General features: G+C 43.8%; 34 protein-coding genes. 28 read left to right on the forward strand and 6 right to left on the reverse strand.

Features of this window, described 5'->3' with window-relative positions; all coding sequences use genetic code 11:
* Nucleotides 1-278: 278 nt before the first annotated feature.
* Genes rpsF through rplI form a run of 4 tightly spaced genes read left to right on the forward strand, consistent with a single transcriptional unit; the run spans nucleotide 279 to nucleotide 1,685 of the window.
* Entirely contained in the window at nucleotides 279-647 is a 369-nt protein-coding gene (gene rpsF / locus DD616_RS16650; protein WP_013857919.1) for a 30S ribosomal protein S6, read from the forward strand.
* Between the two features lie 8 nt (nucleotides 648-655).
* Nucleotides 656-958, forward strand: a complete 303-nt coding sequence (gene priB / locus DD616_RS16655; protein ID WP_026027846.1) for a primosomal replication protein N — start codon at nucleotides 656-658, stop codon at nucleotides 956-958.
* Nucleotides 959-974: 16 nt separating this feature from the next.
* Nucleotides 975-1,202 (forward strand): 30S ribosomal protein S18, encoded by a 228-nt coding sequence (gene rpsR / locus DD616_RS16660; protein ID WP_000090472.1) that lies wholly within the window; start codon nucleotides 975-977, stop codon nucleotides 1,200-1,202.
* A gap of 33 nt (nucleotides 1,203-1,235) precedes the next feature.
* Complete coding sequence (gene rplI / locus DD616_RS16665; protein WP_013857917.1) at nucleotides 1,236-1,685, forward strand: 50S ribosomal protein L9; 450 nt, start codon at nucleotides 1,236-1,238, stop codon at nucleotides 1,683-1,685.
* Nucleotides 1,686-1,750: 65 nt separating this feature from the next.
* Here the strand turns inward: rplI and DD616_RS16670 are convergent, their stop codons facing one another.
* A complete protein-coding gene (locus DD616_RS16670; protein ID WP_013857916.1) occupies nucleotides 1,751-2,515 on the reverse strand; it encodes a DUF481 domain-containing protein in 765 nt (254 codons plus the stop codon).
* Between the two features lie 174 nt (nucleotides 2,516-2,689).
* Here DD616_RS16670 and DD616_RS16675 point away from each other — a divergent pair, with 174 nt between their 5' ends.
* The 3 genes from DD616_RS16675 to pgi all read left to right on the forward strand — a co-directional run bounded on the left by DD616_RS16675 (nucleotide 2,690) and on the right by pgi (nucleotide 7,057).
* Entirely contained in the window at nucleotides 2,690-4,096 is a 1,407-nt protein-coding gene (locus tag DD616_RS16675) for a replicative DNA helicase (protein ID WP_013857915.1), read from the forward strand.
* 13 nt (nucleotides 4,097-4,109) lie between these two features.
* Nucleotides 4,110-5,183 carry an alanine racemase gene (gene alr / locus DD616_RS16680; RefSeq protein WP_197056815.1) on the forward strand — a complete coding sequence of 358 codons (1,074 nt, stop codon included), beginning with the start codon at nucleotides 4,110-4,112 and terminating at the stop codon, nucleotides 5,181-5,183.
* Between the two features lie 221 nt (nucleotides 5,184-5,404).
* Entirely contained in the window at nucleotides 5,405-7,057 is a 1,653-nt protein-coding gene (gene pgi, locus DD616_RS16685; RefSeq protein WP_029388348.1) for a glucose-6-phosphate isomerase, read from the forward strand.
* 96 nt (nucleotides 7,058-7,153) lie between these two features.
* Here the strand turns inward: pgi and DD616_RS16690 are convergent, their stop codons facing one another.
* The 3 genes from DD616_RS16690 to DD616_RS16700 all read right to left on the reverse strand — a co-directional run bounded on the left by DD616_RS16690 (nucleotide 7,154) and on the right by DD616_RS16700 (nucleotide 9,061).
* Complete coding sequence (locus DD616_RS16690) at nucleotides 7,154-7,615, reverse strand: chemotaxis protein CheX (RefSeq protein WP_017043302.1); 462 nt, start codon at nucleotides 7,613-7,615, stop codon at nucleotides 7,154-7,156.
* An 18-nt stretch (nucleotides 7,616-7,633) separates the two neighbouring features.
* Nucleotides 7,634-8,092, reverse strand: a complete 459-nt coding sequence (zur, locus tag DD616_RS16695) for a zinc uptake transcriptional repressor Zur (RefSeq protein ID WP_017043301.1) — start codon at nucleotides 8,090-8,092, stop codon at nucleotides 7,634-7,636.
* A gap of 357 nt (nucleotides 8,093-8,449) precedes the next feature.
* A complete protein-coding gene (locus DD616_RS16700; protein ID WP_208871939.1) occupies nucleotides 8,450-9,061 on the reverse strand; it encodes a LexA family transcriptional regulator in 612 nt (203 codons plus the stop codon).
* A 133-nt stretch (nucleotides 9,062-9,194) separates the two neighbouring features.
* On the opposite strand from DD616_RS16700, the gene DD616_RS16705 reads away from it, so the two are divergent.
* From DD616_RS16705 to DD616_RS16785, 18 genes are all read left to right on the forward strand, one after another.
* Nucleotides 9,195-9,455: a pyocin activator PrtN family protein gene (locus DD616_RS16705; RefSeq protein ID WP_017045659.1), complete on the forward strand. Its 261-nt coding sequence runs from the start codon at nucleotides 9,195-9,197 to the stop codon at nucleotides 9,453-9,455.
* Nucleotides 9,456-9,641 (forward strand): hypothetical protein, encoded by a 186-nt coding sequence (locus tag DD616_RS16710; protein WP_208871940.1) that lies wholly within the window; start codon nucleotides 9,456-9,458, stop codon nucleotides 9,639-9,641. It abuts the gene before it with no gap.
* Between the two features lie 2 nt (nucleotides 9,642-9,643).
* Nucleotides 9,644-9,874: a hypothetical protein gene (locus DD616_RS16715; protein ID WP_208871941.1), complete on the forward strand. Its 231-nt coding sequence runs from the start codon at nucleotides 9,644-9,646 to the stop codon at nucleotides 9,872-9,874.
* Nucleotides 9,871-11,775 carry a replication endonuclease gene (locus DD616_RS16720; RefSeq protein WP_208871942.1) on the forward strand — a complete coding sequence of 635 codons (1,905 nt, stop codon included), beginning with the start codon at nucleotides 9,871-9,873 and terminating at the stop codon, nucleotides 11,773-11,775. Before DD616_RS16715 ends, DD616_RS16720 begins: the two co-directional genes overlap by 4 nt.
* A gap of 66 nt (nucleotides 11,776-11,841) precedes the next feature.
* Nucleotides 11,842-12,174 (forward strand): hypothetical protein, encoded by a 333-nt coding sequence (locus tag DD616_RS16725; protein WP_017045655.1) that lies wholly within the window; start codon nucleotides 11,842-11,844, stop codon nucleotides 12,172-12,174.
* Nucleotides 12,167-12,703: a hypothetical protein gene (locus DD616_RS16730; protein ID WP_172533318.1), complete on the forward strand. Its 537-nt coding sequence runs from the start codon at nucleotides 12,167-12,169 to the stop codon at nucleotides 12,701-12,703. Before DD616_RS16725 ends, DD616_RS16730 begins: the two co-directional genes overlap by 8 nt.
* A complete protein-coding gene (locus DD616_RS16735; protein WP_017045653.1) occupies nucleotides 12,687-13,148 on the forward strand; it encodes a hypothetical protein in 462 nt (153 codons plus the stop codon). Before DD616_RS16730 ends, DD616_RS16735 begins: the two co-directional genes overlap by 17 nt.
* Nucleotides 13,111-13,881 (forward strand): hypothetical protein, encoded by a 771-nt coding sequence (locus DD616_RS16740; protein WP_017045652.1) that lies wholly within the window; start codon nucleotides 13,111-13,113, stop codon nucleotides 13,879-13,881. Before DD616_RS16735 ends, DD616_RS16740 begins: the two co-directional genes overlap by 38 nt.
* A gap of 132 nt (nucleotides 13,882-14,013) precedes the next feature.
* The gene (locus DD616_RS17450) at nucleotides 14,014-14,142 is read left to right on the forward strand and encodes a hypothetical protein (RefSeq protein ID WP_017045651.1); all 129 of its coding nucleotides are present in this window, start codon (nucleotides 14,014-14,016) and stop codon (nucleotides 14,140-14,142) included.
* 11 nt (nucleotides 14,143-14,153) lie between these two features.
* The gene (locus tag DD616_RS16745; RefSeq protein ID WP_208871943.1) at nucleotides 14,154-14,987 is read left to right on the forward strand and encodes a major capsid protein P2; all 834 of its coding nucleotides are present in this window, start codon (nucleotides 14,154-14,156) and stop codon (nucleotides 14,985-14,987) included.
* A 9-nt stretch (nucleotides 14,988-14,996) separates the two neighbouring features.
* Complete coding sequence (locus DD616_RS16750; protein ID WP_017045649.1) at nucleotides 14,997-15,278, forward strand: hypothetical protein; 282 nt, start codon at nucleotides 14,997-14,999, stop codon at nucleotides 15,276-15,278.
* Between the two features lie 135 nt (nucleotides 15,279-15,413).
* Nucleotides 15,414-15,611: a hypothetical protein gene (locus tag DD616_RS16755; RefSeq protein ID WP_017045647.1), complete on the forward strand. Its 198-nt coding sequence runs from the start codon at nucleotides 15,414-15,416 to the stop codon at nucleotides 15,609-15,611.
* A complete protein-coding gene (locus tag DD616_RS16760; protein ID WP_208871944.1) occupies nucleotides 15,608-15,979 on the forward strand; it encodes a DNAase in 372 nt (123 codons plus the stop codon). Before DD616_RS16755 ends, DD616_RS16760 begins: the two co-directional genes overlap by 4 nt.
* Nucleotides 15,980-15,982: 3 nt before the next feature.
* Entirely contained in the window at nucleotides 15,983-16,501 is a 519-nt protein-coding gene (locus DD616_RS16765; protein WP_094125192.1) for a chemotaxis protein, read from the forward strand.
* The gene (locus DD616_RS16770) at nucleotides 16,498-17,277 is read left to right on the forward strand and encodes a hypothetical protein (protein WP_208871945.1); all 780 of its coding nucleotides are present in this window, start codon (nucleotides 16,498-16,500) and stop codon (nucleotides 17,275-17,277) included. The genes DD616_RS16765 and DD616_RS16770 overlap by 4 nt, the downstream gene beginning before the upstream one ends.
* 3 nt (nucleotides 17,278-17,280) lie before the next feature.
* Nucleotides 17,281-18,024, forward strand: a complete 744-nt coding sequence (locus DD616_RS16775) for a hypothetical protein (RefSeq protein WP_208871946.1) — start codon at nucleotides 17,281-17,283, stop codon at nucleotides 18,022-18,024.
* A 62-nt stretch (nucleotides 18,025-18,086) separates the two neighbouring features.
* Nucleotides 18,087-18,512, forward strand: coding sequence for a structural protein (locus tag DD616_RS16780; RefSeq protein ID WP_231140396.1), 426 nt, complete (start codon nucleotides 18,087-18,089; stop codon nucleotides 18,510-18,512).
* Nucleotides 18,513-18,603: 91 nt separating this feature from the next.
* The gene (locus DD616_RS16785) at nucleotides 18,604-18,825 is read left to right on the forward strand and encodes a hypothetical protein (RefSeq protein WP_017045640.1); all 222 of its coding nucleotides are present in this window, start codon (nucleotides 18,604-18,606) and stop codon (nucleotides 18,823-18,825) included.
* 177 nt (nucleotides 18,826-19,002) lie between these two features.
* Here the strand turns inward: DD616_RS16785 and DD616_RS16790 are convergent, their stop codons facing one another.
* The gene (locus DD616_RS16790) at nucleotides 19,003-20,550 is read right to left on the reverse strand and encodes a hypothetical protein (protein WP_170895723.1); all 1,548 of its coding nucleotides are present in this window, start codon (nucleotides 20,548-20,550) and stop codon (nucleotides 19,003-19,005) included.
* Nucleotides 20,551-20,729: 179 nt separating this feature from the next.
* Here DD616_RS16790 and DD616_RS16795 point away from each other — a divergent pair, with 179 nt between their 5' ends.
* On the forward strand, nucleotides 20,730-21,596 hold the full coding sequence (locus tag DD616_RS16795; RefSeq protein WP_170895724.1) for a DNA adenine methylase: 867 nt from the start codon (nucleotides 20,730-20,732) through the stop codon (nucleotides 21,594-21,596).
* Between the two features lie 6 nt (nucleotides 21,597-21,602).
* Here DD616_RS16795 and DD616_RS16800 read toward each other — a convergent pair whose 3' ends face one another.
* The gene (locus DD616_RS16800; protein ID WP_208871948.1) at nucleotides 21,603-22,673 is read right to left on the reverse strand and encodes a site-specific integrase; all 1,071 of its coding nucleotides are present in this window, start codon (nucleotides 22,671-22,673) and stop codon (nucleotides 21,603-21,605) included.
* 106 nt (nucleotides 22,674-22,779) lie between these two features.
* Here DD616_RS16800 and dusA point away from each other — a divergent pair, with 106 nt between their 5' ends.
* Together dusA and pspG are read left to right on the forward strand one after the other, a co-directional pair.
* Nucleotides 22,780-23,784 (forward strand): tRNA dihydrouridine(20/20a) synthase DusA, encoded by a 1,005-nt coding sequence (dusA, locus tag DD616_RS16805; protein WP_069571748.1) that lies wholly within the window; start codon nucleotides 22,780-22,782, stop codon nucleotides 23,782-23,784.
* Between the two features lie 211 nt (nucleotides 23,785-23,995).
* Nucleotides 23,996-24,205: an envelope stress response protein PspG gene (gene pspG / locus DD616_RS16810; RefSeq protein ID WP_094125276.1), complete on the forward strand. Its 210-nt coding sequence runs from the start codon at nucleotides 23,996-23,998 to the stop codon at nucleotides 24,203-24,205.
* The last annotated feature ends 82 nt before the right edge of the window (nucleotides 24,206-24,287 follow it).

The raw sequence follows: 24,287 nt of genomic DNA on the forward strand, positions 1-24,287 counted from the left end.
ACGTTTCGCGATCCGTGAAGGTGGTCGTACAGTAGGTGCTGGTGTTGTTGCTAAAGTTATCGCTTAATTTTCGATAATTTATGCACACATTGCATTAAAAAGGGAAGCTTAGGCTTCCCTTTTTGTTTGACGTGACCCTTAGTACATTTCCCTTGCTAATCCTGCTTCGTTTCTGTACTATTTGCCGTCCTTAATTCTCGGTCTTTTTTTTTCGTTCCTTGCTTCCTATGGACGACCGAGCCAAACCTGGAAGCTGAATAATCCGTAAGGAGCAACCGATGCGTCATTATGAAATCGTGTTCATGGTGCACCCAGATCAAAGCGAGCAAGTTGCTGGCATGATCGAGCGTTACACTGGTTCTATCACTGAAACTGGCGGTACTATCCACCGTCTAGAAGATTGGGGTCGTCGTCAAATGGCTTACCCAATCAACAAGCTTCACAAAGCTCACTACGTTCTTATGAACGTTGAAGCTGACCAAGCTGTGATTGATGAGCTAGAAACTGCTTTCCGTTTTAACGATGCAGTTCTACGTAACATGATCATGCGTACTAAAGCTGCTATCACCGAGCCATCAATCATGCTGAAAGCTAAAGAAGAGCGTTCTAAGCGTGATGAAACTCGTTTCGATGCAGACGCTGAGTAATTGATTTTATGACCAATCGGATGGAGTTGAGTGGCACTGTCGCAAAACCTCCCATTCGAAGCCAAAGTCCTGCGGGTATTGAACATTGCCGTTTCTGGCTTGAACATCGCTCAACAGTGATAGAAGCTGATTTACCGAGACAAGTCTATTGTCGTATGCCGGTAGTCGTCAGTGGGCAGAGGTCAACGAATCTCACTCAACACTTAGTACAAGGCAGCACCATAACCGTAAGTGGCTTTGTCGCTTACCAAACTAGCCATAATGGCGTAGGTAAATTGGTGCTACATGCCGACCACATTACTCAAATTTAAGATCAGGAGATAGCCCATGGCTCGTTTCTTCCGTCGTCGTAAATTCTGCCGTTTCACTGCAGAAGGCGTACAAGAGATTGATTACAAAGATGTAGCAACTCTTAAAAACTACATAACTGAAGCTGGTAAAATCGTACCTAGCCGTATCACTGGTACTAGCGCTAAATACCAACGTCAGCTAGCTCGTGCAATCAAGCGTTCTCGCTACCTAGCTCTATTGCCATACACTGATAAACATCAGTAATTGGCACCGTTTATTAAGAAAGAGGATTAATCAATGCAAGTTATTCTACTTGATAAAATCGGTAACCTAGGCAGCCTTGGCGACACTGTAAGCGTGAAATCTGGTTATGCTCGTAACTTCCTTATCCCACAAGGTAAGGCTGTAATGGCAACTAAATCTAACGTTGAAATGTTTGAAACTCGTCGTGCTGAACTTGAAGCTAAAGTTGCTGAGCAACTTGTTGCATCTCAAGCTCGTGCTGAACAAGTTAACGCTCTTGAAGCTGTTGTTATTACTTCTAAAGCAGGCGATGAAGGTAAACTATTTGGTTCTATTGGTACTCGTGATATCGCTGACGCTATTACAGCGGCAGGTGTTGCAGTATCTAAGAGCGAAGTTCGTCTACCTGAAGGTGCTCTACGTAACGTAGGTTCTTTCGAAGTGAGCATCCAACTTCACTCAGAAGTGTTTGCAACTGCGAAAATTCAAATCGTTGCTGAATAATTTCAGTCTTCGGATGAATTGAAAACACCAGCCTTGGCTGGTGTTTTTTTTTATCTTCAAACTACCTAGAAACGAAACTGTAAACTAAATGAAGTGACGCTATCGGCTTTACTTAGTCCTGCTGGAACCTTATCGTGGTATTGGCGAGACAAGTTCACTTTCAACGCAATCGAATCAGTAATGTGATTGGTTAAAATGAGTTCGCTATCGGTTCTGATGTTACTTTCTCCTGCGACAAGAGTCAGTTCAGAGGAGATGGTTAAATTATCGAAAGTTGCCCAAACACCTTTTAAGTTACCACGAAATATGACTTCTTCGACTGTATTTGCAAATACAATATCTGTACTTGATATCTCATCTAGATTGGGTTTTTGGTAACGAAAACCGGGCCCTATTTCAATCTCTAATAGCAATATGTCGGTATTCATCAATTGGTAACCCATTCCACCAGATAGCGTATAGTCTTTGAAATAGGCGCTGTATTTCGAATCAACACCGTTAAAGTTTGCGTATAGATAGGCTTTTGAAGCTAACTTATAGTCACTTTGCAGCGAATAGTTTGCCTGCCGCTTATTCTCTTTTCCATTTTTATCAAGACGATACAATTTCCACTCACCATTGGTTCGATGGCGACCTGTTATGTATTCTGTCTTGACTCGTGAATTCAATGACTCTGAATCAGTATTACCTGAGTGGGCTTGGTAACCTAATTCGACTTGGCTATTCCAAGGAGAAGGAACTTCGATTTCCGTATCGTTTTTAAGATCCTCATTAGCATAAGCTGCACTCATCGCGAACAGGCTAAAACTAAGAAACCAAATTTTGGACACGAAGCACCCCTAAAGTGAATAAAAATAGTGGGCGAAATAGTAGGTGTAGGGCGGTTCTGTTTGGTCAGCATGAGGTTAATTCTCTACGAGATAAACACAAAGTTTCGTTTACATAATTACAAATGATCTATTCTGGCTATAATGGTCGGTCATTAGATAGTATTGAGCGAAGTCATGGCTGCACCACGAACAGATCAACGAAATCGTAAACCGTTTGACGCACAAGTCGACGCAATTAAAGTTCCTCCACATTCGATCGAAGCTGAGCAATCAGTGATTGGAGGCTTGCTATTGGATAACGAACGTTGGGATACGGTGGCTGAGCGTGTGGTCAGCAAAGACTTCTATAGCCGTGCGCATCGTTTAATTTTTGATGCAGCTAAATCGATTTTGGAAGCCAGTAAGCCGCTCGATCTTATTACATTATCTGAGTATCTTGAGCGTCGCGAACAGCTGGAAGATGTCGGCGGTTTTGCCTATTTAGCGGATTTGGCGAAAAATACGCCCAGTGCGGCTAACATTAATGCTTATGCTGAAATCGTAGCGGAACGAGCATTGGTGCGTAACCTCATCGGTGTTGCCAATGAGATTGCGGATGCAGGTTATGATCCGCAAGGGCGCAGTTCGGAAGATTTGCTCGATCTGGCTGAAAGTAAAGTGTTCGCCATTGCTGAGGAGCGTACCAGCGAAAATGAAGGCCCGCAGAATGTCGATTCGATTTTAGAAAGAACTTTAGAGCGTATTGAACTGCTGTATAAAACACCACAAGATGGTGTCACGGGCGTGAATACGGGGTTTGCTGATCTCAATAAGAAAACGGCTGGTTTACAAGGTTCTGATTTGATCATTGTAGCTGCTCGCCCTTCGATGGGTAAAACGACGTTTGCCATGAACTTGTGTGAAAACGCGGCCATGGAGCAAGAAAAACCGGTTCTTATCTTCTCTCTTGAGATGCCGGCTGAACAAATCATGATGCGTATGTTGGCATCGCTTTCTCGCGTTGATCAAACCAAAATTCGTACTGGGCAGCTGGATGATGAGGATTGGGCACGAATTTCGTCTACCATGGGTATTCTCATGGAAAAGAAAAATATGTACATAGATGATAGCTCAGGCCTCACGCCTACCGAGGTTCGTTCTAGAGCTCGTCGTATTGCGCGCGAGCATGGCGGCTTGTCGCTCATCATGGTCGACTACTTGCAGTTGATGCGAGTTCCTTCGCAATCGGATAACCGTACTTTAGAAATTGCGGAGATCTCTCGCTCGTTAAAAGCGCTGGCTAAAGAATTGAATGTGCCCGTGGTGGCTTTATCGCAGCTTAACCGTTCGTTGGAGCAGCGCGCCGATAAACGCCCAGTCAACTCCGACTTGCGTGAATCCGGTTCGATAGAACAAGATGCCGATTTGATCATGTTCATTTATCGCGACGAGGTGTATCACCCTGATAGTTCGTTAAAGGGTATCGCAGAGATTATTATAGGTAAGCAACGTAACGGCCCGATTGGTTCTGTACGGTTGACCTTCCAAGGGCAGTATTCTCGTTTTGACAACTATGCAGGCCCTGCATTTGACGATGAGTAATTTGATGAGCTACATGAAAGCGGCAACCGCCTGCATCGATCTCGATGCGTTAAAGCACAACCTACAGCGAGTAAAACAGCAGGCACCAAACAGTAAAATTATGGCGGTGGTCAAAGCAAATGGTTATGGTCATGGGCTTCGGCATGTTGCGAAACATGCACTAGGCGCGGATGCATTTGGCGTGGCGCGCATTGAAGAAGCGCTGCAACTAAGAGCGAGCGGTGTGGTAAAACCTATCTTGTTGCTTGAAGGTTTTTATTCCCCGATGGATCTTGCTGTATTGGTGACCAATAACATTCAAACCGTTGTTCACTGTGAGGAGCAGTTAGTCGCCTTAGAGCAAGCTCAATTAGATGTCCCAGTCAATGTTTGGTTGAAAATCGATAGCGGAATGCATCGTTTAGGTGTGCGCCCAGAACAATACCCCGATTTTTTAGAACGTTTGCAAGCGTGTAAAAACGTAGTGAAGCCATTGCGTTATATGAGTCATTTTGGTTGTGCCGATGAACTCGATAAATCAACGACTTCTGAGCAAATTGAGCTATTTTTAGCAATGACAAAAGGTCATGAGGGTGAAAGATCACTTGCTGCCTCCGCTGGTTTATTAGCTTGGAAGCACAGCCAGTTAGAGTGGGTTCGCCCAGGTATTATTATGTATGGCGTTTCTCCTTTTGATGATAACTCGGCGCAAGCGCTGGGCTATCAACCTGTAATGACATTAAAATCTCACTTGATCGCAGTGCGTGATGTTAAAGCGGGAGAGAGTGTCGGCTACGGTGCCACTTGGACAAGCTTACGTGACACTAAGGTTGGTGTTATCGCAATTGGCTATGGCGATGGTTATCCTCGCACTGCACCCAATGGAACTCCGGTTGTTGTCAATGGGCGTAAAGTGCCGATTGCAGGGCGAGTTTCAATGGATATGCTTACGGTCGATCTCGGTCCACAAGCCTGCGATAAGGTGGGCGATGAGGTTATTTTATGGGGAAAAGAGCTACCAGCAGAAGAAGTGGCCTCTCACATCGGCACGATCGCTTACGAGTTAGTGACGAAACTCACTTCTCGTGTTGAGATGTCGTATCAATAAAGCCAGAGTATGCACCCATTAGGTTTACCTGACCTAACTCAATATGAGAGCGGGTAAGCTGCGTCATAATGGCGCTCACAAAACGAATAACGACGTGTTGCCTTCCAAATATAGGCAGTCGATACCATTTTCTTTTTTTGCTCAATCGGGGATTCCATCATTTTGAAACAGAGTTTAGGAATGATAGGAATAAAACCTACTGTCACATCGGGATAGATACCATGTTGAAAAATATCAATCCAACGCAAACCAACGCTTGGAAAGCACTGACTGCGCATTTTGAATCAGCGCAAGATATGGACCTTAAATCGCTTTTTGCACAAGATGCACAACGTTTCGATAAATTCTCGACTCGTTTTGGTTCAGATATTCTTGTTGATTACTCAAAAAATTTGATCAATGAAGAGACCTTACAACATTTACAAGCACTGGCGAATGAGACTGAACTAAAGTCAGCCATCGACGCTATGCTGCAAGGCTGCGCGATCAACCAAACTGAAGGCCGTGCCGTACTGCACACTGCGTTACGCAACCGCAGTAACACACCGGTCATGGTTGATGGTGAAGATGTGATGCCAGCCGTGAATGCGGTACTTGAGAAGATGAAATCGTTTTCTGAACGAGTGATTTCTGGTGAATGGAAAGGTTACACTGGTAAAGCGATTACCGATATTGTCAACATTGGTATTGGTGGTTCAGACCTTGGCCCATACATGGTCACAGAAGCACTTGCGCCGTATAAGAATCATCTTAATCTTCATTTCGTTTCTAACGTTGATGGAACACACATCGTTGAAACGTTGAAAAAAGTCAATCCAGAAACCACGCTATTTTTAGTGGCTTCAAAGACGTTTACTACCCAAGAAACCATGACCAATGCACATACGGCTCGTGATTGGTTCTTAGCGGAAGCAGGCGATGAAACTCATGTTGCAAAACATTTTGCGGCGCTGTCGACTAATGCGAAATCAGTCGCTGAGTTTGGTATTGATACAGACAACATGTTCGAATTTTGGGATTGGGTCGGTGGACGCTACTCACTATGGTCAGCGATTGGTCTATCCATTGTATTGGCTGTAGGCTATGACAACTTTGTGGAACTGCTGTCCGGCGCGCATGAGATGGATCAACATTTTGTGGCGACACCTTTTGAGCAAAATATTCCTGTGATCCTAGCCTTGATTGGTATTTGGTATAACAACTTCCACGGTGCCGAATCAGAAGCGATTCTGCCTTATGACCAATACTTACATCGCTTTGCCGCTTATTTCCAACAGGGTAATATGGAATCAAACGGTAAATACGTAGATCGTAACGGTCAAGCGGTAACTTACCAAACGGGTCCAATCATTTGGGGTGAGCCCGGTACTAATGGTCAACACGCCTTTTATCAATTGATCCACCAGGGAACAAAATTGATCCCGTGTGATTTTATTGCGCCAGCGCTCAGCCATAACCCAGCGGGTGATCATCACCAAAAATTGATGTCGAACTTTTTTGCTCAAACAGAAGCGTTAGCGTTTGGAAAAACGCAGCAAACCGTTGAAGCTGAGCTAAAAGCGGCGGGCAAATCAGCACAAGAAATGGCGGCAATCGCACCATTTAAAGTGTTTGAAGGAAACCGCCCAACCAACTCAATCTTAGTTAAGCAGATCACGCCACGCACTTTGGGCAACCTGATTGCGATGTACGAGCATAAAATTTTCGTACAGGGTGTTATTTGGAATATCTTCAGTTTCGATCAATGGGGCGTTGAGCTTGGTAAGCAGTTAGCAAACCAAATTCTGCCTGAGTTAGCCGACGATGCTCAAGTGAGTTCACACGACAGCTCAACCAATGGTTTGATTAACGCGTTTAAGACATTTAAAGCGTAATGCGTCAAAACCTTACTTGGATGTGAGTAAGGTTTTATCCAAATAAAAAAGGTTGATACTTAACGGTATCAACCTTTTTTTCTTTAATGAAAGAGCTTACTCGAAACAGATTTCGATAAAAGCGTTACCCCACTGAGAGGTAAACGGCATGATAATAATTGCACCTTCGCATTTATGACGAATCGTGTGGCCTTTTCCTGAGACAACAACCGGAGTTGCCATATCAAAGTCAAAACCACTCTCGGCAAGAATACGTTTAGCTCCGCCTGTCACCATGTTGGTGATTTCGCCGACCATATCTGTCACTTCTTCATTGAGACCGTTGGGGCGTTCACCTAACATATTTTGCATGATTTCCAATGCTAGACTTTCATCAAAAGTAATAGACATGGAACCGCGGCTTTGACTACCAACCATACCAATCAAGCCAGAGACATCACCACGGGCAATCTCATCTTTCTTTACACGAGGTTTCTGTGGCTTCAACTCTAATGAAGCCATCGTTTTTAACACGTTCATTAAAGAAGCTAAAAACGGGTTTACAAATTCAGCGCGCATAACCTTCTTCTACTGTTTTTATACTTTCAGACTTGAGGAACACGTTTGGCAAACACCATGAGATTCAATAACGTGATTAACGATGTTAAAACCGTGTTTCTCAGCGTTGCTTGCTAGCAAGGCTATCAGACTATCATCTTGAAGTTCAATAACATTGCCACATTTGTCACAAATTAATAGGTGTGAAAAATGCTTATTAGCATTACAAGAGCAACATGAAATAAAGCTATTTGTTGACTCCACTCTATGAATAAAGCCTTGTTCTAACAAAAAGTCCAGAGCACGATACACCGTTGGTGGTTTCGCTTGGGGCTCGCTTTGCTTTAAATCTTCAAGCAATTCATAAGCACTGGATGCTTTTTTGCTTGAACAAATCAGTTCAAACACTCTCTTTCGTTGAGAAGTTAGTCGTACTCCTCTCGCTGCGCATAGTTCTTCTATTTGTTTCGTTAGCTTGTGGTCCAAATTCATCACCATAACCATTGGACTTTAATAATAATATACTATTTCCAGATTAATAGCCTTGTAGCCTACAACATTTTCTGGAGTTAGTTAGCGATGTGATCGTTGTTTGCAACGAAAATAGTGCTTAAATTACCTTATATCGATGCAAAACGATACAGAAGAAGAACTGTTGGCGCTATAAACTCGAAGCGATTACAATGCCAAACTTTGTTTTTGGCTGTAAGTTTAGCCATTGAAACTGACTGAATTGGGATATCTAAATCATGACTCACCCTTGTAGGCTATCAGTAGCACCCATGCTCGATTGGATTCACTTTCTAGCTATCTAGAGCTTTCTAGTGAGTCATGCGTATTTATATACGTACTCGATTACATTCTCTGTCCAGACCAAACCACTTCACCAATGATTTCAAAGTCATTTCCTGAAATCTCCGTTTTGCTCAATTCCCATTCTTTATAAGTCGAATTATCACTCACGACTGTTAATCCATGCTTTGAAAATTGAAGCCGTTTAACCATCAATTGCCCATCAAATCGAAAGACATAAACACCATCACCAGTAAATTGTTCAACTCTATTTACCATGACTAATGCACCATTTTTTAATGTTGGGTACATGCTGTCGCCTTTCACTGGCATTAAGAAAACGTTAATAGGATTTACGCCAATATCGTTATGAATAAACGCTTCGCTGAAAACAATATCTGAAGACTTTTCTTCACTGACAACTAATGCACCATGTCCAGCACTCACCGCTTGCTCATAAATATCTAGTGTCACGTATCCACGAGGTGGCACAGCAATGCCGCCATTTTGTGATAAGTCTCTCGCTTTTAGAAAGATATCTTCAGGAATGTGATCCCTATATTTCCAGTTTGAAACCGTCTTTGGCGATATGCCGAGAACCCTTGCTAGATCAACATTCTTAGCCGTATTAGTTAATCTTTTTAGTTCCCTTAATCTTTCCTCAAAAGTTCCCATAACTTCCTCTGATGTATTTTTGGGGTTGATTATTTTATTTTGTTCCTCAATAATTCCCCCTAACGTCGTTCTGGGATGTTATGAGGCGTTTGAATTACCTTGAAATGATTTAAATGTAGCACATGAGGAATATATGAATACAAATTTTGCACTGCTAGCACGCTTTGGAAGTCCTACGGTTGAGCTGAAACAGATATCTAAAGAGTTCTTTGGCATCACTCCAAAGACTGCAGAACAACGAGCTAAGGCATGTGATTTTCCAGTACCTACTTTCAAACTACGTGATTCTGAGCGTAGTCCTACCTTAATCAAAATCGAAGATTTAGCGGCGTATATCGATCAGCGATATGAAGACGCTAGAAACGATTGGCAATCAGTACACGGAGCGCACTAGATGAAAACCCCAACTCACTCTATCAACATTGATTTCTCTCATTCCAGTGAAGCTAAAGAGCTTTTTACGATTGTTAAGGGGCGCTTGTCTTGGTTGAGCCCTTCCTCACCAGAATTCGAGTTTTTGTATCCCATTTATGAGCAACTCGTCGAAGCCGCTGAATTACTGGAAAGTTTGGAGGTGTAGCAATGCTAAAAGCCTACCCCTTGTTATTAACCGAAGAGCAACGCGCTTGCGGTTTACGTGGGATTGAACTTTGCCGCAAAGCCGTTGCAAGCAGCCGTAAAACCACTGAAAGAGAGCGCCGGAAATTAGCTTGGTTAGACAAACTCGCCGTTAAAGCGAATCAGCTACCAAGCAGGGCGACAAGTGAGCTGCATCAACCGATGCCCGATACTCTAGAAGATATACCGTTGTGATAATCTATCGTAAACCGACCAAAAACCCACTAAGCAAGCTTCCTGAAAATTTACGTCAGGAGCTTGCTACCTATGTGGTCAAAAATCAGCGCTCTTTGCCTGAGTTTTCAATGATTGCTGAACATCAGCGTACCGATTTCTGCGCACTCTCACCACGAGAGCGCGTGTTTGAATTTGCCCACACCATTGCTAATCAATTCAAGCTACCGAGTGATATTCGCTGTTATCTCGATAAGGCTGCGGCTGTGCGTTTTCGTAAATACGGTTTTAAGCGTGCAATTGATTTCGTTCAATCCCGCAGTCAGGCGGCGTTTTCTGCGCTAGGTGTATTGCCAGAGCCTTGGTGGCGGGTAGATACAGAATTAAAACGTGCTCGTCTTGCTACTGAGTTAGTTGGGCGTGCATGTTTTCGTTTTGAATTGGCCTCTAAAACGGGAATGTCTGTTTTTGATGCCATTAGTCAGATCCATGAATATGTGGGTGCAGCGCTCTGGATGCCGCAATTTGAATCGGCAAAAGATGAAGCGCAGGCATTCTCTATTTTGGCGCGTTTGCTGGATGAATCAGTTTGGCGGCGTGCGATTGAAAAGCACACGCTGGCGGCTTTTGAAAATGCTCGGCGGGCTGCTGGCATGGTATCACCTCATATTTCCCCGTATGCCTCAATATCGGCATGTGAATGGCTCAAGGTTCGCCAAGACAGGCAGCGTGAATGGCTTGAATTGATGGCGATTGAATCAGAGCAAGGCGATGTGGTGAGCATGGATGTGGTGCACGCATCGTCGCAAGCTAACCCTATAAATCGTCGTCATGAACTAATGACACGCATTGCGGGATGCCAAGAATATGCAGACTCCTATCAGCACGCCGCCGTGTTTATCACGATGACCGCACCAAGTCGCTTTCATCGTCTTACACAGCGCGGAGCGTATTGGATTGAAAATAAGCGTTGGGATGGTAGTAGTCCAAGTGATGCTCATGGATGGTTAACCACAACATGGAATCGTTTTCGGGCGTTTGCTCATCGACATGAACTCAATTACTACGGTATGCGAGTTGTTGAACCTCACCAAGACGGCACGCCACACTGGCATGGTGTGTTTTTTATGCCGCTAGAACAAGTCGGTGGATTCGTAGCCGCGTTGCAGGCCTACCAGTACCAACGTGATAGTAAAGAGCTCTATCGTGATACGGGGGAGCCTAATCGCAAAGCGATGAAAGCACGTTTTGATGCGAAGGTGTTGGATGGCAGTGAAGGCGGTGCGGTCGCCTATTTAGCGAAATACATATCAAAGAACGTAGACGGGTTCGGGCTAGAGGGTTTAGCCGATTTGGATAACAAAAAAGCCAAACTGCAAGACACGGTTAAAAATGTCACTGCATGGTCGCGTAATTTCTGTTTCCGTCAGTTTCAATTTCAGAAAACGCCAAGCGTGACTGTTTGGCGAGAGCTTCGCCGTATCCAAGATAAGCAAGAATACTGCTTATTTGAAAAAGCGCGGCGTGCGGCGGATATGGGCTTTTTTTCTGCGTATTTTGATTACATGGGCGGTCACCGTTTAGCGCAATCACTTCGACCCATTAAACCGAGCAAAGAAGAAAGAGAAAATAAATACGGTGAAATCGTACCGGTTGTTATCGGGCTCGAAGGTAGCGGTTTGACGATCTTAACGCACGAAATTGAGTGGAAGTTAGTCCAAAAAACGCACAGCGCGGAGGCTCTTCAAAGCAAGCGGGAGCTTGCGCCTTGGTCTAGTGGCAATAATTGTACGCAGGACATTACGCCGACCCGCCAACAACGAATCGTATCGAATTTCTTTTTAAATGTTGAGCTTGACCGTTTTGGTTCGCCTCAATGGGAAGAGCTTTGGAATCAATCCATGCATCCAGAAGATGCCTAGAATTTGCCAACGTCGTGAGACAGGGGCTTTTTATTCACTCACTAACGTCGAGAGACAGGGGAATCTATGAAATTACTCTCTATTGAAGAATGCCAACGCGATTTAAAAGCCTTAGATGCCGCCGACCAACTCACAACGAATATGGAACGTGAAATTGGGCGATTTAAGTCAATGGAAATGAAAGATTTAATTGGCAAAGCCACCAAAATGCTCATGACAGGAAATTTGTCATTGGAAGCGTTAGGGCTACCAACCAACTTTTTTGAACAGCTTGAACAACTCGCAAAGCTCAATGATGTAGCGCGTAGAAAATATCGCGCTCATGTCGTTTCTAACTTGAACCAACTAGAAAATATTTCGGATGGTGATTTCACTGAGGTTGGGGGTAAGAATGAGTAAATACGAAAATCCAGTGCGTGGTGTTGTGCATTGCCCTGTTTGTGTTTCGCTTTCTACCGTTCACCAAGTCGGTGAAGGAAAGCTCATTGCTGAGGGCGAACCACCTAAAAACGGGCGTAACCTTGGGCTTAAATATTATCGTTGTCCTAAATGTGGTAATAGCTCAATGAGCAAAAGTGTGGATGAGTACGTCGATAAGCACATGGCAACCGATGAAAGCGCATTACTTGAACGCGAGGCCAGTGCATTGCCTGTCTTAGTTGAAGCGTTGGACGTAACCGAGCTAACCGTTAGCGATTCGGTTGAAACTGTTGAGCCTTTGCGGGTGGAAGAGTCCAGCACTGACAGGGTTGAAAGTATTATCGAAACCGAAACTCCAACCGACAAGCCGCTAGTGGAAATACGGCCTTTTGTCACGGTTAAGCGTGTATTGATGGTGTTGGGGGTGGTACTTGCCTGCCTGTGGGCGGTGCGTCTTTTACTACCAAAACCACAACCAGAGGAGTCAACCGATGCAACAACCGGATAATGAACTAGAAGTGACGAGCCTCGGTGATGATTGGGGCGATTTTGATGTGGTGATCAAACAACTTGAAACCGAAGAAGCCCCCACCGAATCAACCGAAAGTAGCGCACTATCAACCGAAACCGTGAGCAGTGAGGCTTTTGAAGGGCTTTTATCAGTCGTTTTTACCATTGCCGAACAAGCGACCTCTATCATTTCAGGGATTGATTTTGCTTTTGATGAAAAAGGCAAAAATGAAGTTATCAAAGCGGCTATTCCTGTCTTGAGTAAGCATGGCGGTGAGCTATTAGGCTGGTTTGGTGATTACGTGGAAGAGGCTACTTTATTGCTCGCCGTTTTAGCACTGGTGTACACATCTAAGCGTCATATCACTGAGCTAAAAGCCTATAAAGCAGAGCAGGAGAAGCGAGATGCCGAAAAAGCAAAAGCCACCGCTAAAGCTGCCTAATCCGGTTAACTCTAATGCATCCCATGATGCAGAGCATGTGATTTATGTGGCGGGTACGGGGGGAGGCAAAACCTCTGCCGTTAAACATTTGGGATTGGTGCAAAAAGCCTCTCAAGCTGTTTTTTTTGACCCATATCGAAACTATGCAGGCTCAAAGTTTCAGGGGCAGATGTGTCACGGTACGAGCTCTCGCTCTGCTTTTGTCAAAGCGTTGTTGATGGCTCGCCGTCGTGGTCAGTCTTTTAAACTGGCGTACATTCCGGAAGGGGGCGCGGTTGCTGAAGAGTTAGAGTTTTTTAGTTCGGTTGTGTGGTCTATGGGAAATGGTCATGCGCCGAAGTTGCACACGGTTATCGAAGAGTTAGCAAGCTGTGTGGAAACATCCGGTAAGCTCAAAGGCAAAGCAGGAGAGCTACTGCGCGGTGGCCGCCAATACGGTTTAGTCATTCATACTGTGTTCCAACGCGGGCAAGAAGTACCGAAAACGGTCACCGAGCAATCATCGACATGGTGGATTGGAGCTGTTAACTCCATGTCGGATGCCGAATGGATAGCCAAGAAAAAAGGGTTAGATACTCACGCGATCGCTTCGTTGGTCTCTGCTAAGGTAAATAAACAGAAAATCGGTAAACCGATTGCTGAATATATGATGGTGCGTGATGGTATCGGCAATGTAGAAACTCGCGCTTTCAACTGTCAAACGGGCAAGCCGTTAGCTATGAACTATCGCTAAACGAGTGTGATTCAACGCTCAAATCAACCTATAGGTTAGCCGTTTAACCTATAGGTTACCTCTCATTTACCCACTCTTATTTTCTTGTTTCTAATAGCCCTGTTCTTAACACGGGTGAAACTGGAAACATTTATGAAAGCACAGCATAAAACCATGTTAGTGACGGCGGTAGTGACGATTTTGCTTATCGCAGCCATTAACAACATCAGCGCCATGAAAACGCTGAAAGAAACCATCAACGGCAAATCTGGCTGGTTCTAAGGGGAACGGTAATGGAAGCACTACAAACGCTATTTAACCCACGTCCTAAAGAGCTTGATCCGGTCGAAGGTGTCGCTTGGGGAAATCAGTCAACGTTACGGCTGGTTTCTGGCCCTACTTATCAAAACCTTGAGTTGGTGACGAACATTACTGACCCTGCGGATATTGAGCGCGTTCGTATTACCTATAACGGTAAGGAGATCGTGTCTCTGTCTGGCCAAGACATGGTGGACTTACAAGAGCACCGTTCTAGCTATGTTGAGCAAGGCCGTTACATCATTTCATTTTCTGATTTGGGTATGCGAACCAAACTAGGCGTTCGTCAAGGTGAACTGGTGACTTTACCCGGTGAAATCTGGTTTGTTTATATTCAACTAAAAGCAAAATCCGGTGAGCCAGCTCCAAGTATTCGCGCTCGCGCTCATATCACGGAAGCACAAACACAGCGCTTATTTATGCCTCGTTTGTACTCTTTGACGTGGTTTGCCAGTGCGGCAGGTCGCACGCCGTTTGATTGGTCTGAGCGTTCGCCATTCTTGAGCCTCAAGCGTATTCACTTTAAAGATGATTCCATCACTCGCGTTCGTGTTCTACGTGACGATCGTGAAGAAATGAACGTCAACAAAGCCGACAACTCATTTGATCTCTCTGTCGCAGGTCTTGAGCAAAACGATGGCTGGTTTTCTCTGGATTTTGTCCGAACGGGTTTCGGCTCTGAAAGTAAACTCAAAACGCAAGCCATTCGTGCATTGCAATTTGAGCTTGAAAAGAGCGCGGCGGGCAGTGTGCCAGTGATTATTGAAGCGATCGAACAAGTAGCGATTCCAACGCAAACCACCGCATAAGGGGGAACCATGAGCTGGTTAGATTCCTTGAGTGAGGCTGGCGGCGAATTACTCGATGCAGCCTCTAGCGCGGGTGGTTCGTGGATTAATGGCACTGTTCAAAATGACTTGGCAAAAAAGCAAGCGAGTGACCCTGACGAAGCCCGAAAGAGCCAAGTGCAGGGGCAGACTGCTGACGGCCAACCTATCCACACTCAAGCACAAGGTTTGAATACTAATTACTTGATTGTGGGCGTGGGTGTTCTGGTGCTTTTGCTGTTGGTGTTCATGTTGGCTAAAGGGGGCAAATGATGCCGTTCTTATTGCCTTTAATGTTTGTAGGTGGCGGCGTGGTTGGGTTTCAGCTCTCAGAAGGTTCGAGCAAGCTGATCATGATGCTTTTGCTCATGGTCGTAGGCTACGTGCTAATCAAGGGGAAATTTTAAGATGCTAGGAAGCTTAACAAGCTTGACCGGAGGCGGCGGTTTAACGGGGGGAAGTGCTGGCCCATCTACAGCAACAAATACCACCAACAGTGGGCAAAGTATAGGCGCTATCAACATGGGAAGCCCTAAAGGGGTGAGCCCGTGGTTGATTGCGGTCGTGATGGTGGTCATTGCGTATTTGATGTTGAAAAAGAAATGATTCGATGTGTCACCAATACCCCTGAAGCACTGGAACAATTAAAGGTCGCGTTTCGAGCCTGTCCACAAGACTTTGAGGAGCTGAAAGCCGAAGTCAAAACAGGGCGCGTGAGTCTTTATGAGCTGAGTGCTGATAACTACCAAATTGTGGTGGCGGGTGAAGTGATCGGAGAAACCTATTTTTTGTGGGGTGTGGCTGGGCATGGTGTTGTTCCCGCCATTCACGAGCTTTCTCAATATGTAAAAAACGCAGGGCTAAAAACCATTTCAGCACAGACCTATTTTGCAGGGCTCGCTCGCTTAGTTCGCAAACTGAATACGACAGAGCAAGTCGCCACCAATATCACAGAGTTAACCATGAGAGTGTAACGCATGGGCGGAAAAAGCAGTTCAAGCAACCAAACACAAACCACCAACGTTAGCGGCCAAAATGCCATTTCTGGCGATAACCTCGGAACGGCGATCAGTGGCATTAATAATTCAACTCTGAACGTGACGGCAACCGATTATGGTTCGGTGAATAAGGCGCTTGATTTAGGGGGTGAATTAGTCGAGCAAACGGGGCGAATGTTTAACGATGCGCTCAAGTATGCGGGAGGCGTCAATAAAGACTCTCTCGATTTTGCTAGCGAAGTGAACCAAGGCTCTCTCGACTTTGCCGAAAACGCATTGGAAGACATGTCTTCCAGCAATAGCGAAAACTTGCAGATGCTTGCAGGGCTCGCTGGTAATCAGGCCGCGCAAAATACGCAGAGTTTGAGCGCAATGATGGACTTAGCCAAGTTCAAGCAAGATAACGGCGCAAGTGAGAACAAGCAGCAACAAATCATCTTAATGGTGATCATTGCGGTTGTTTTAGGGGCGGTAGCAATTATGGCGATGAAACGATGAATCTTTCTTTAAAAGCACATCAGCCTATGCCTGTCATTGTGGCGGGTAACTGGATTTATTTGGAAACGGCGTTGCAAAGCATCACGCTTGAAAGTGCATTAGGCGATCGCGTCACCCTGAAAAAGGAGGCGGTCGTTAAAAGTACGCAGCAAATCGGGCGAGTGTTGGTGTACTCGGATATTGACCAAAACATCACACTAGAATTTGGTTTTGGGGATTTTGTCCCGCCCGCCAATATCAGCGGCCAAAGCATTGTGGTGAGTGACATGCCTGCCGTGGAATTAGCAGCAGGTCAAAGCGTTAATATTGGTCAGATGCCTGCGGTAGAACTTGCCGAGGGTCAAGCTCTCAGTATTGCGCAAATGCCCGCGTTAGAAATTGCAGCGGGACAGTCGGTGAGCTTAGACAGTTTGCCAAAAGTAGAAATTGCGCCAAGCCAAACCGTGAATATTGGAGAGCTTCCTAATATTACATTCGCTTCTGGTCAGTCGATCCGTATTGAGCAGATGCCCGCCGTAGAACTGGTTTCAGGGCAAGAAGTCACGACCCGCATTAGTAATGAACTGAATGTCCATTCTGGCGTTATGCCCTTTGTTTTGGCCGCAAACAGTCGCCGCCGAAAGGTGCATATTAAAGCGGCGTCAGGGAATACCCATCCGGTTTTAATTGCGGGCATTTATCCACTCGCCGCGGGTGAAAAAATCGAGTTATCCACTCAGGCCGAAATTGAGTTTACCGGAGACGTGGCCGACTCAATTCAGATTTTGGAGATTTAAAGTATGAGCGTTAATTTACCGACAGGAAGTAACCGCAACAAGATTGAAGCCTTGGCGGCAATCTTAGGTAATGGCAGTCAGTCACAAAAGCCAATCGGTAAGCTTTCATGGAATTTTTACGCCGACCTAACGCAAAGCATTACCACGGCTCAGCAATGGTTTGAAAAATGTTCTGATTGGACTCCGTGGGGCAAATCATTACACACAGATTTAGCGTTGAACGGCAAGCTACGCAGTGACTTGACGGCGATTCTTATTCCAGAGCGAGATATCAATAATCAAAAAATCATCCAGTTTGAAACGGCGAATAACCAAGATAAGCCGGATTTAGCGGATGAAATTTTGGCAAGTGGTTTTGAGTACGCAAGGATTAAAGGCACCGTTAGAGGTTCGTTGGATGCGTTCGGTGGCGATTTTGTTTCTACCACTGGCGCTGTCCCCGATGCGCGGTTGGATTTGAATGTGTTTGTTGAAAACGATACTTTCGGCACGATTTGGCAAAAATTTGTCAGCCCTATGGGAACGAATCAGGTGATCGCCCCCTTTCATTTCACCGAGCAAACCGGAAAGCAAACGGCTTACTTCCTGTTTCCTTTTGACATCCTCGTCCCGACGTCATTTGCACAAGGTCGGCGTACTTGGCTCTATCCCATTATCTATGCCCAGACCAAAAACAGTGTAGAGAGTGTAATCAATCTTCAAATGGAGGTTGAGCTCGTGGATTTCGTGCCGACTCAAATCAAATAATCGAGTGCTTCTCAATGAAACTCTCTTTGTTTGTCGTCTTGCTACTAACGGTGGTGTATTTGATGAAAAAACAAATCGTGACAACAGAGCCGCGCGGCGTGCTTGCGAATAACCCCTTGAACATTGAAAGTAATGTCAATAACAACTGGATTGGGAAAGTCACGCCTTCGGTAGACAAGCGCTTTGAAACCTTTCGAGCGCCTGAATATGGTTTTCGTGCAGGAGCGATTCTACTACGTGATACTTACCAGAAACGCTATGGACTTGAAACCATCAGCGAGCTCATTCACAAGTTTGCACCAAGCCACGAAAACGAATCGGATCACTATGCTCAGTTCGTTGCGAGTCAATTAGGTGTGAGTCCACACGAGCCGATTAATCTGCAAAGCGATGCCACTCTTGCCAAGATGATGCACGCCATGTCAGTGATGGAGGTGGGGCGCTTCTACTCGCTTGAACAAGCACAAGAAGGGGTTCGCATGGCATGAATAAAGATGACGCGAAACGAATTGTTTTAACGGTGCTAGGCGCAATACTTGCCGCCTATGCAATTAAGTATTTGAAAGTATGGAAATTACTATGAAAGAACTCTTCAAGAAAAAACTGGGTATTGATTTAGGCCAACCATCGACCCAAAAAGGTTTGGCATTAGTTGGGGCGGGTGTTGCTTTAGCTGCGGGGCATCCAGAACTGTTAACGGCTAGTGTCACGGCCGAGGGCGTGCAATACGGTGGCCTTATCGGGACAACCATTCCGGTCATTTTAGGCTTATGGGAAATGATCCGAAACGAGTTCAAGTGATGGCTGAGTATCAGACTTTGTTCGTTGCGGCTATCAGCGCATTGTGTAGTGGGATAGGCGTTGGCGTAACCCTTAAAACAGATATTAAGTGGTTACGCTTAATGATGGAAAAGATGGATGCTCGACTTACACGGTTAGAAAATAAAAGCCCCACTAGCTAAAATAGTGGGGCAACATTTAAAGTTGAGGAAAAACTGCGTGTAATATTTCTAGCATTTTAGATCTTAAATGTTCAACTTCTTTCTCAGTCAAGATTTGTTTGTCGTTATGGTTCGTTAGATTAAGAAGTTCTTTACTTGTTTTTTGTAAATCAGACACAGCGTTCCTAACCAATTTCATATCATCTTGCCCAACAAGCTTATTGGCGTTTTTTTCAACAAAGTTGAGGATGTTTGAGAGGTCTTGGGACTTATCTGTATATTGCTTTCTTAGCTCTTCACTAAGATTTTTACGATTAATAATAACTTTCAATGTTACTTCAATAATTGCGCGAATCATTAAAGCAGAGCTGTATTTGTTTTGCCGAAAAATTATTTTCTGAGCTTCATTACACAAGCTGATGAGTTTGGTGTTTACATTTGGAATCTGAAGTTCTTTAGGTATTAAAGTTTCTGGTGTTCGTCTGGGTTTTTTAGTCTGCTCTTGCTTTTCTTGAGTAATATCTTTTGTTGAGTTCTGTTTTTGCTCGTCATCAAATTTTTCTTGGGTATGTGTTGAAGCGTCACCACTTTCATCTCCTTGAGGCAAGATTCGAGAAAATTGATGTTCTGCCTTTTCTGTATTTGGTGACTGAGACGCAAACTCGGTTTGAAACTCCGCAATATACTCACGTATTGTGTCTTTATCTTCTTGACGAGTATTGAATCTTGATTTGATTAATGCATCTCTAGCTAATTTTTCTAGAATGCGAAGAAACATAAGTTCATCAGTATGAATTTCAGAGCTAGATTTAGATGTTACTCGCAGTTGCCCATTATTCATCACTTTTACGTCACATACTGTATCTATGAAGTCTGAATTTGACATTAATCTAATGATGGCGCCTATGTTGTTGTTATCGATTTGAGTTGTCAAAAAATCTAATTCTTTTTCAGACCAGCAGTCTAAATTCAGAATTTCTTCAGTTAGCAGAAATGTAAAGAGTCTCTTTTTGATATCTGTAATGCTCATCGTGTTACGAAGAACATCTTTTACTGCAGATACAGTGTGAAATTCTTGTAAAAATCCATAGATATAAGCTCCTTGTGTATAAGGACTCCATCTTTTGATCGATTCAGATGTATGTTTAGATGCTAGATAAGCAGCTGCACTATAGCGGTTATCTAAAATCACAACAGATAATCTTTTTATTGAAGCTAAGACCAACGGGAAGTTTGGGTGTTTAGACAGTTTTTGTAATTTGGTGAAATCAGAAGTGCCTTTTACTAGTTTTGGTTTCAAAAGGAGCTTGCAAGCAGTTAATCGCCTATTTCCTTCAATTACGGTCACTCTATTCTGTTTTCCTGACTCATTATTTATTGCGATCAGCACTTCATCTGGATGAAACCCATTATTTACAATTGATGTACACAATGAAATTACGTCCGAACTTTTGGTTAAAGCCACTGCAGCCTCTGCTTGAGAGGTTATTGCTTGCCGTTTGATTAAGCCAGCTAATCTAGGGTTTTTCAAATCTAAATCGATAGATGCTACAGCTCTATTCGTTTTTTTATAATGAGCAATCAAATTTTCACCTTTAAATTAGTCTGGCTGGAGTTGCTTAGAGTAGGCTTGAATATTCTAGTTTTTTTTCCTTACAATAACAAAGAAATGTTATCGGTGGTGTGTACAGTTTCTGAGTTCAATCACTATTGTATCTGTGCTAAAATGCTTTCCTTGTTAATTTATCTAGACTACTTTCATATATGCGCTTTTTAACTCCTCTCAGATATCCCGGCGGTAAAGGGAAGCTAGCCGATTATGTTAAAGAAACATATAGATCTAACGGCATCGTTGGTGGCCACTATGTTGAGCCATATACAGGCGGTGGTGCTGTAGCGTTAGATATGCTCATTAGTGAAACGACGGAACACATTCATCTTAATGATATTGACCCTGCGATTTTTTCTTTTTGGTTTGCTGTTTTGTATCAAACTAATGATTTGATAGAAAAAATTGAAACAACAGAGGTGACTATTGAAGAGTGGCATCGACAAAAAGAGATTTTGAACACCGTTGTTGTAGCTCAAGGCGAAGCTAGTTTAGAGTTAGGTTTTGCTACTTTTTTTCTAAATAGAACTAATCGTTCTGGAATCTTAAAAGCGGGGGTTATTGGAGGCAAAGCTCAGTCAGGGAACTGGACCTTAGATGTTCGGTTTAATAAAACGGATTTGATTAATAGGATAAGAAGGATCTCGTTGTTTTCTGATAGAATTTCGCTCTATAACTTAGATGCAGTAAAGCTTATCAATGAATTAGATGGACACATACCTCGTCAGTCATTGCTTTACCTTGACCCTCCATATTATGTGAAGGGCCAAGGGCTATATAGAAATTTTTATACTCATGATGATCACATAACAATTCGTAATGCGCTGATTGAATCAGATTTTGAGCATTGGATGGTTTCTTATGATAACGCTGAAGAGATCAGGGAGATTTATGATGGTTATCCACAAACTATCTACTCTCTTCAATATACAGCACAAACGAAAGTCGTAGGTTCTGAAGTTATGATATATTCAAGGGAAATTGTGGCTCCAACTATAATTCTCGGACGAACTGGCTCATGAGGCTAATCAAACGAGTGTCTTGAAATGTAAACAATGAGGTTTTAACTGGGTATAAACCTGCCACAAGATATTCAAATTCCTATGCCCAGTAACTTGAGCTACTTCCTCAATCGAGTAGCCTTTTTCAAAAAGCCGACTCGCTCCTTCTCGTCTCAAATCGTGATAGCGTAAGTCTTCAATCCCCAACTCATTACGAACTCGCTGAAATCCTGCGGATACGCTTTTGGCGTTGTATGGAAATATTCGTTCATTGGTTTGGGGCTGTTTTATCGCTATATCAAAAGACTCACCGAGTAACGGCACTATCATATGATTACCTGCTTTCTTTCGCGGGTCTTTGCGATCGCGAACTAAAACGGTTTTATGCTCTCGCTCTAAATCTTCCCAACGTATTGCACACACTTCACCAATTCTCATACAAGTGAGAATGCTAAATTCTAGAATATCGGTGAATGGGATTCTGGTTTTTCCATTTGGACGAAAATTTTCTCGCTGTTTTAATCCCTCTCTGAGCCTATCGAGCTCGTTTGATGTGGGACGGCGTGTTCTCTTATCGCTTTTGCCTACTAGCTCCATATCAATCAAAACTGGTACAGCTTCTTCAAATATTTGGTAGTTAGCAGATACGTTGAAAACAGGTTTTGCCTTTTTCATTACCGATCTTAAATAAGCAATATCATGATATACCGTTACAGGTTTTGCACCTGCAGCTTTACGGTTCTTACAGTGGGTAATCAGATCACTTGTTCGGAGTTGGTCGCTCTCTACCATTGCAATATCGCAATCCCTTAAAAGGCGAATAACGTACTGCTTTGTGCGTCCGGTGTTATCCCAGAGGTCGCGCTCTGCCATGAACATATCGAGCAGTACGTATATTGGTACGCATTTAAGTTTCTGAACGCCGGATTCTTCAAGCTCATTAACCCGTTTCATTGCGTAAGTTCTAGCAAGGTCTTTTTTTCTGAATGTTTTAGACTCTCTGTGTATAATTCGCGAATTCTTTTTAACGATAATGTCCACTGTAAAGCGCAGGGAACCGTTTTGTAGTGTGCGTTTTTTGATGCTGAATGACGCCATTGTCCTACCCCATTTATACGTACTATATGCGTACTGGTCGGAGAAATTGGGGGCAATTTTAGCAAACTAATGTATATTTATACAGTATCTTAAATCGACGTAAACTATGACTATTTCTAAAGACACCGATAAATTCAAAGCTCACCGACTCTCCGTTGCACCCATGCTCGATTGGACAGATCGCCACTGCCGATACTTTCATCGTTTGCTGTCCTCGCAAACGTTACTGTATACCGAGATGGTCACGACAGGCGCGATCATTCATGGTAAAGGGGACTTCTTGGCTTACAACGAGGAGGAACACCCAGTAGCGTTACAATTGGGTGGTTCAAATCCACAAGATCTCGCTCATTGTGCCAAACTCGCCCAGCAGTATGGGTATGATGAAGTTAACCTCAATGTGGGTTGTCCGTCTGATCGCGTCCAGAATGGTCGTTTTGGTGCTTGTTTAATGGCTGAGCCGCAACTGGTGGCGGATTGCGTTGCAGCGATGAAATCAGTAGTTGATATTCCGGTAACCGTGAAGACGCGCATTGGTATTGATGACATGGATTCTTATGAATTTTTGACTGATTTTATTTCATTGGTATCAGAGAAAGGGGGCTGTGAACAGTTTACTATTCATGCGCGTAAGGCGTGGCTTAGTGGTTTGAGCCCAAAAGAGAACCGTGAAATACCGCCGTTAGATTACTCACGGGCATATCAGCTGAAAAAAGATTTCCCACATTTAGTCATTGCTGTGAATGGCGGTGTCAAAACCTTAGCTGAAGTCAGTGAGCATTTACAACATCTTGATGGCGTAATGATTGGACGGGAAGCTTATCAAAGCCCTTATTTGTTGGCGGAAGTGGATCAGACCATTTTTGGCATGGATACTCCGATTAAAAAACGTTCTCAAATTATTGAAGAGATGTTTCCTTATATTGAACGTCAATTAGCTCAGGGGTCTTACCTTGGCCATATAACCCGCCATATGTTAGGTATGTTCCAAAATATGCCAGGTGCTCGTCAATGGCGACGTTATATCAGTGAGAATGCGCATAAGCCCGGTGCGGGAATTGAAGTCGTGCAAGCGGCATTAGCAAAAATTCCGAAAGAGTTGAATGTGTAAAAATTACCAACTTAAGTGGTGATTTTTACCAACAATAGAAAGGCTAAATGACTCGGTGTTATTTGGCTTTTTTTATGGAAATAAATATTGCTTTTCAAGTGCTTGATTGGCCAAGAAACTGTGATTTTTTTAGTCTTGACTTGAAATCAGAGGTGGTAATGACAAGTTGGCTCGATATCTGCTAGTGGTAAGAGAAACGGAGGAAAACATCATGTTGGAACTTATTTTCTTATTGGTTTTTATTGCAACTTTATTGGCGACAGGCATCACTTTGGCGACTGTGTTTATTGCGACGGTCATGGGCTTTATAGTATTGGCATTACTAGGCATGATTGGAGTGATGTTTAAGCTACTACCTTGGATCATTGTGATTGTTTTGGGGGTCTGGTTCTTCCGTCATGTGGTGTACACCCCTCGCTAATGTGGCAGTCAACGAAACGTTAACTCACTTCAGGAATATGCTACTATCGCGTTCAATTAAGAACATGCATTAGTAGCGAATA

Source organism: Vibrio anguillarum (assembly GCF_003390515.1).
Taxonomy (GTDB): Bacteria; Pseudomonadota; Gammaproteobacteria; order Enterobacterales; family Vibrionaceae; genus Vibrio; species Vibrio anguillarum.

What these genes read in the sequence shown, in the direction of transcription:
- DD616_RS16765 (WP_094125192.1), top strand. Translation starts at nt 15,983, where the DNA reads ATGGGCGGAAAAAGCAGTTCAAGCAACCAAACACAAACCACCAACGTT.
- DD616_RS16675 (WP_013857915.1), top strand. Translation starts at nt 2,690, where the DNA reads ATGGCTGCACCACGAACAGATCAACGAAATCGTAAACCGTTTGACGCA.
- DD616_RS17450 (WP_017045651.1), top strand. Translation starts at nt 14,014, where the DNA reads ATGAAAGCACAGCATAAAACCATGTTAGTGACGGCGGTAGTGACGATT.
- pspG (WP_094125276.1), top strand. Translation starts at nt 23,996, where the DNA reads ATGTTGGAACTTATTTTCTTATTGGTTTTTATTGCAACTTTATTGGCG.
- DD616_RS16775 (WP_208871946.1), top strand. Translation starts at nt 17,281, where the DNA reads ATGAGCGTTAATTTACCGACAGGAAGTAACCGCAACAAGATTGAAGCC.
- DD616_RS16710 (WP_208871940.1), top strand. Translation starts at nt 9,456, where the DNA reads ATGAAAACCCCAACTCACTCTATCAACATTGATTTCTCTCATTCCAGT.
- DD616_RS16745 (WP_208871943.1), top strand. Translation starts at nt 14,154, where the DNA reads ATGGAAGCACTACAAACGCTATTTAACCCACGTCCTAAAGAGCTTGAT.
- DD616_RS16750 (WP_017045649.1), top strand. Translation starts at nt 14,997, where the DNA reads ATGAGCTGGTTAGATTCCTTGAGTGAGGCTGGCGGCGAATTACTCGAT.
- DD616_RS16690 (WP_017043302.1), bottom strand. Translation starts at nt 7,615, where the DNA reads ATGCGCGCTGAATTTGTAAACCCGTTTTTAGCTTCTTTAATGAACGTG.
- DD616_RS16800 (WP_208871948.1), bottom strand. Translation starts at nt 22,673, where the DNA reads ATGGCGTCATTCAGCATCAAAAAACGCACACTACAAAACGGTTCCCTG.
- DD616_RS16705 (WP_017045659.1), top strand. Translation starts at nt 9,195, where the DNA reads ATGAATACAAATTTTGCACTGCTAGCACGCTTTGGAAGTCCTACGGTT.
- alr (WP_197056815.1), top strand. Translation starts at nt 4,110, where the DNA reads ATGAAAGCGGCAACCGCCTGCATCGATCTCGATGCGTTAAAGCACAAC.
- DD616_RS16760 (WP_208871944.1), top strand. Translation starts at nt 15,608, where the DNA reads ATGATTCGATGTGTCACCAATACCCCTGAAGCACTGGAACAATTAAAG.
- DD616_RS16795 (WP_170895724.1), top strand. Translation starts at nt 20,730, where the DNA reads ATGCGCTTTTTAACTCCTCTCAGATATCCCGGCGGTAAAGGGAAGCTA.
- pgi (WP_029388348.1), top strand. Translation starts at nt 5,405, where the DNA reads ATGTTGAAAAATATCAATCCAACGCAAACCAACGCTTGGAAAGCACTG.
- DD616_RS16740 (WP_017045652.1), top strand. Translation starts at nt 13,111, where the DNA reads ATGCCGAAAAAGCAAAAGCCACCGCTAAAGCTGCCTAATCCGGTTAAC.
- DD616_RS16725 (WP_017045655.1), top strand. Translation starts at nt 11,842, where the DNA reads ATGAAATTACTCTCTATTGAAGAATGCCAACGCGATTTAAAAGCCTTA.
- priB (WP_026027846.1), top strand. Translation starts at nt 656, where the DNA reads ATGACCAATCGGATGGAGTTGAGTGGCACTGTCGCAAAACCTCCCATT.
- zur (WP_017043301.1), bottom strand. Translation starts at nt 8,092, where the DNA reads ATGGTGATGAATTTGGACCACAAGCTAACGAAACAAATAGAAGAACTA.
- DD616_RS16730 (WP_172533318.1), top strand. Translation starts at nt 12,167, where the DNA reads ATGAGTAAATACGAAAATCCAGTGCGTGGTGTTGTGCATTGCCCTGTT.
- DD616_RS16785 (WP_017045640.1), top strand. Translation starts at nt 18,604, where the DNA reads ATGAAAGAACTCTTCAAGAAAAAACTGGGTATTGATTTAGGCCAACCA.
- rplI (WP_013857917.1), top strand. Translation starts at nt 1,236, where the DNA reads ATGCAAGTTATTCTACTTGATAAAATCGGTAACCTAGGCAGCCTTGGC.
- rpsR (WP_000090472.1), top strand. Translation starts at nt 975, where the DNA reads ATGGCTCGTTTCTTCCGTCGTCGTAAATTCTGCCGTTTCACTGCAGAA.
- DD616_RS16735 (WP_017045653.1), top strand. Translation starts at nt 12,687, where the DNA reads ATGCAACAACCGGATAATGAACTAGAAGTGACGAGCCTCGGTGATGAT.
- DD616_RS16780 (WP_231140396.1), top strand. Translation starts at nt 18,087, where the DNA reads ATGAAAAAACAAATCGTGACAACAGAGCCGCGCGGCGTGCTTGCGAAT.
- DD616_RS16715 (WP_208871941.1), top strand. Translation starts at nt 9,644, where the DNA reads ATGCTAAAAGCCTACCCCTTGTTATTAACCGAAGAGCAACGCGCTTGC.
- DD616_RS16700 (WP_208871939.1), bottom strand. Translation starts at nt 9,061, where the DNA reads ATGGGAACTTTTGAGGAAAGATTAAGGGAACTAAAAAGATTAACTAAT.
- rpsF (WP_013857919.1), top strand. Translation starts at nt 279, where the DNA reads ATGCGTCATTATGAAATCGTGTTCATGGTGCACCCAGATCAAAGCGAG.
- DD616_RS16770 (WP_208871945.1), top strand. Translation starts at nt 16,498, where the DNA reads ATGAATCTTTCTTTAAAAGCACATCAGCCTATGCCTGTCATTGTGGCG.
- DD616_RS16755 (WP_017045647.1), top strand. Translation starts at nt 15,414, where the DNA reads ATGCTAGGAAGCTTAACAAGCTTGACCGGAGGCGGCGGTTTAACGGGG.
- dusA (WP_069571748.1), top strand. Translation starts at nt 22,780, where the DNA reads ATGACTATTTCTAAAGACACCGATAAATTCAAAGCTCACCGACTCTCC.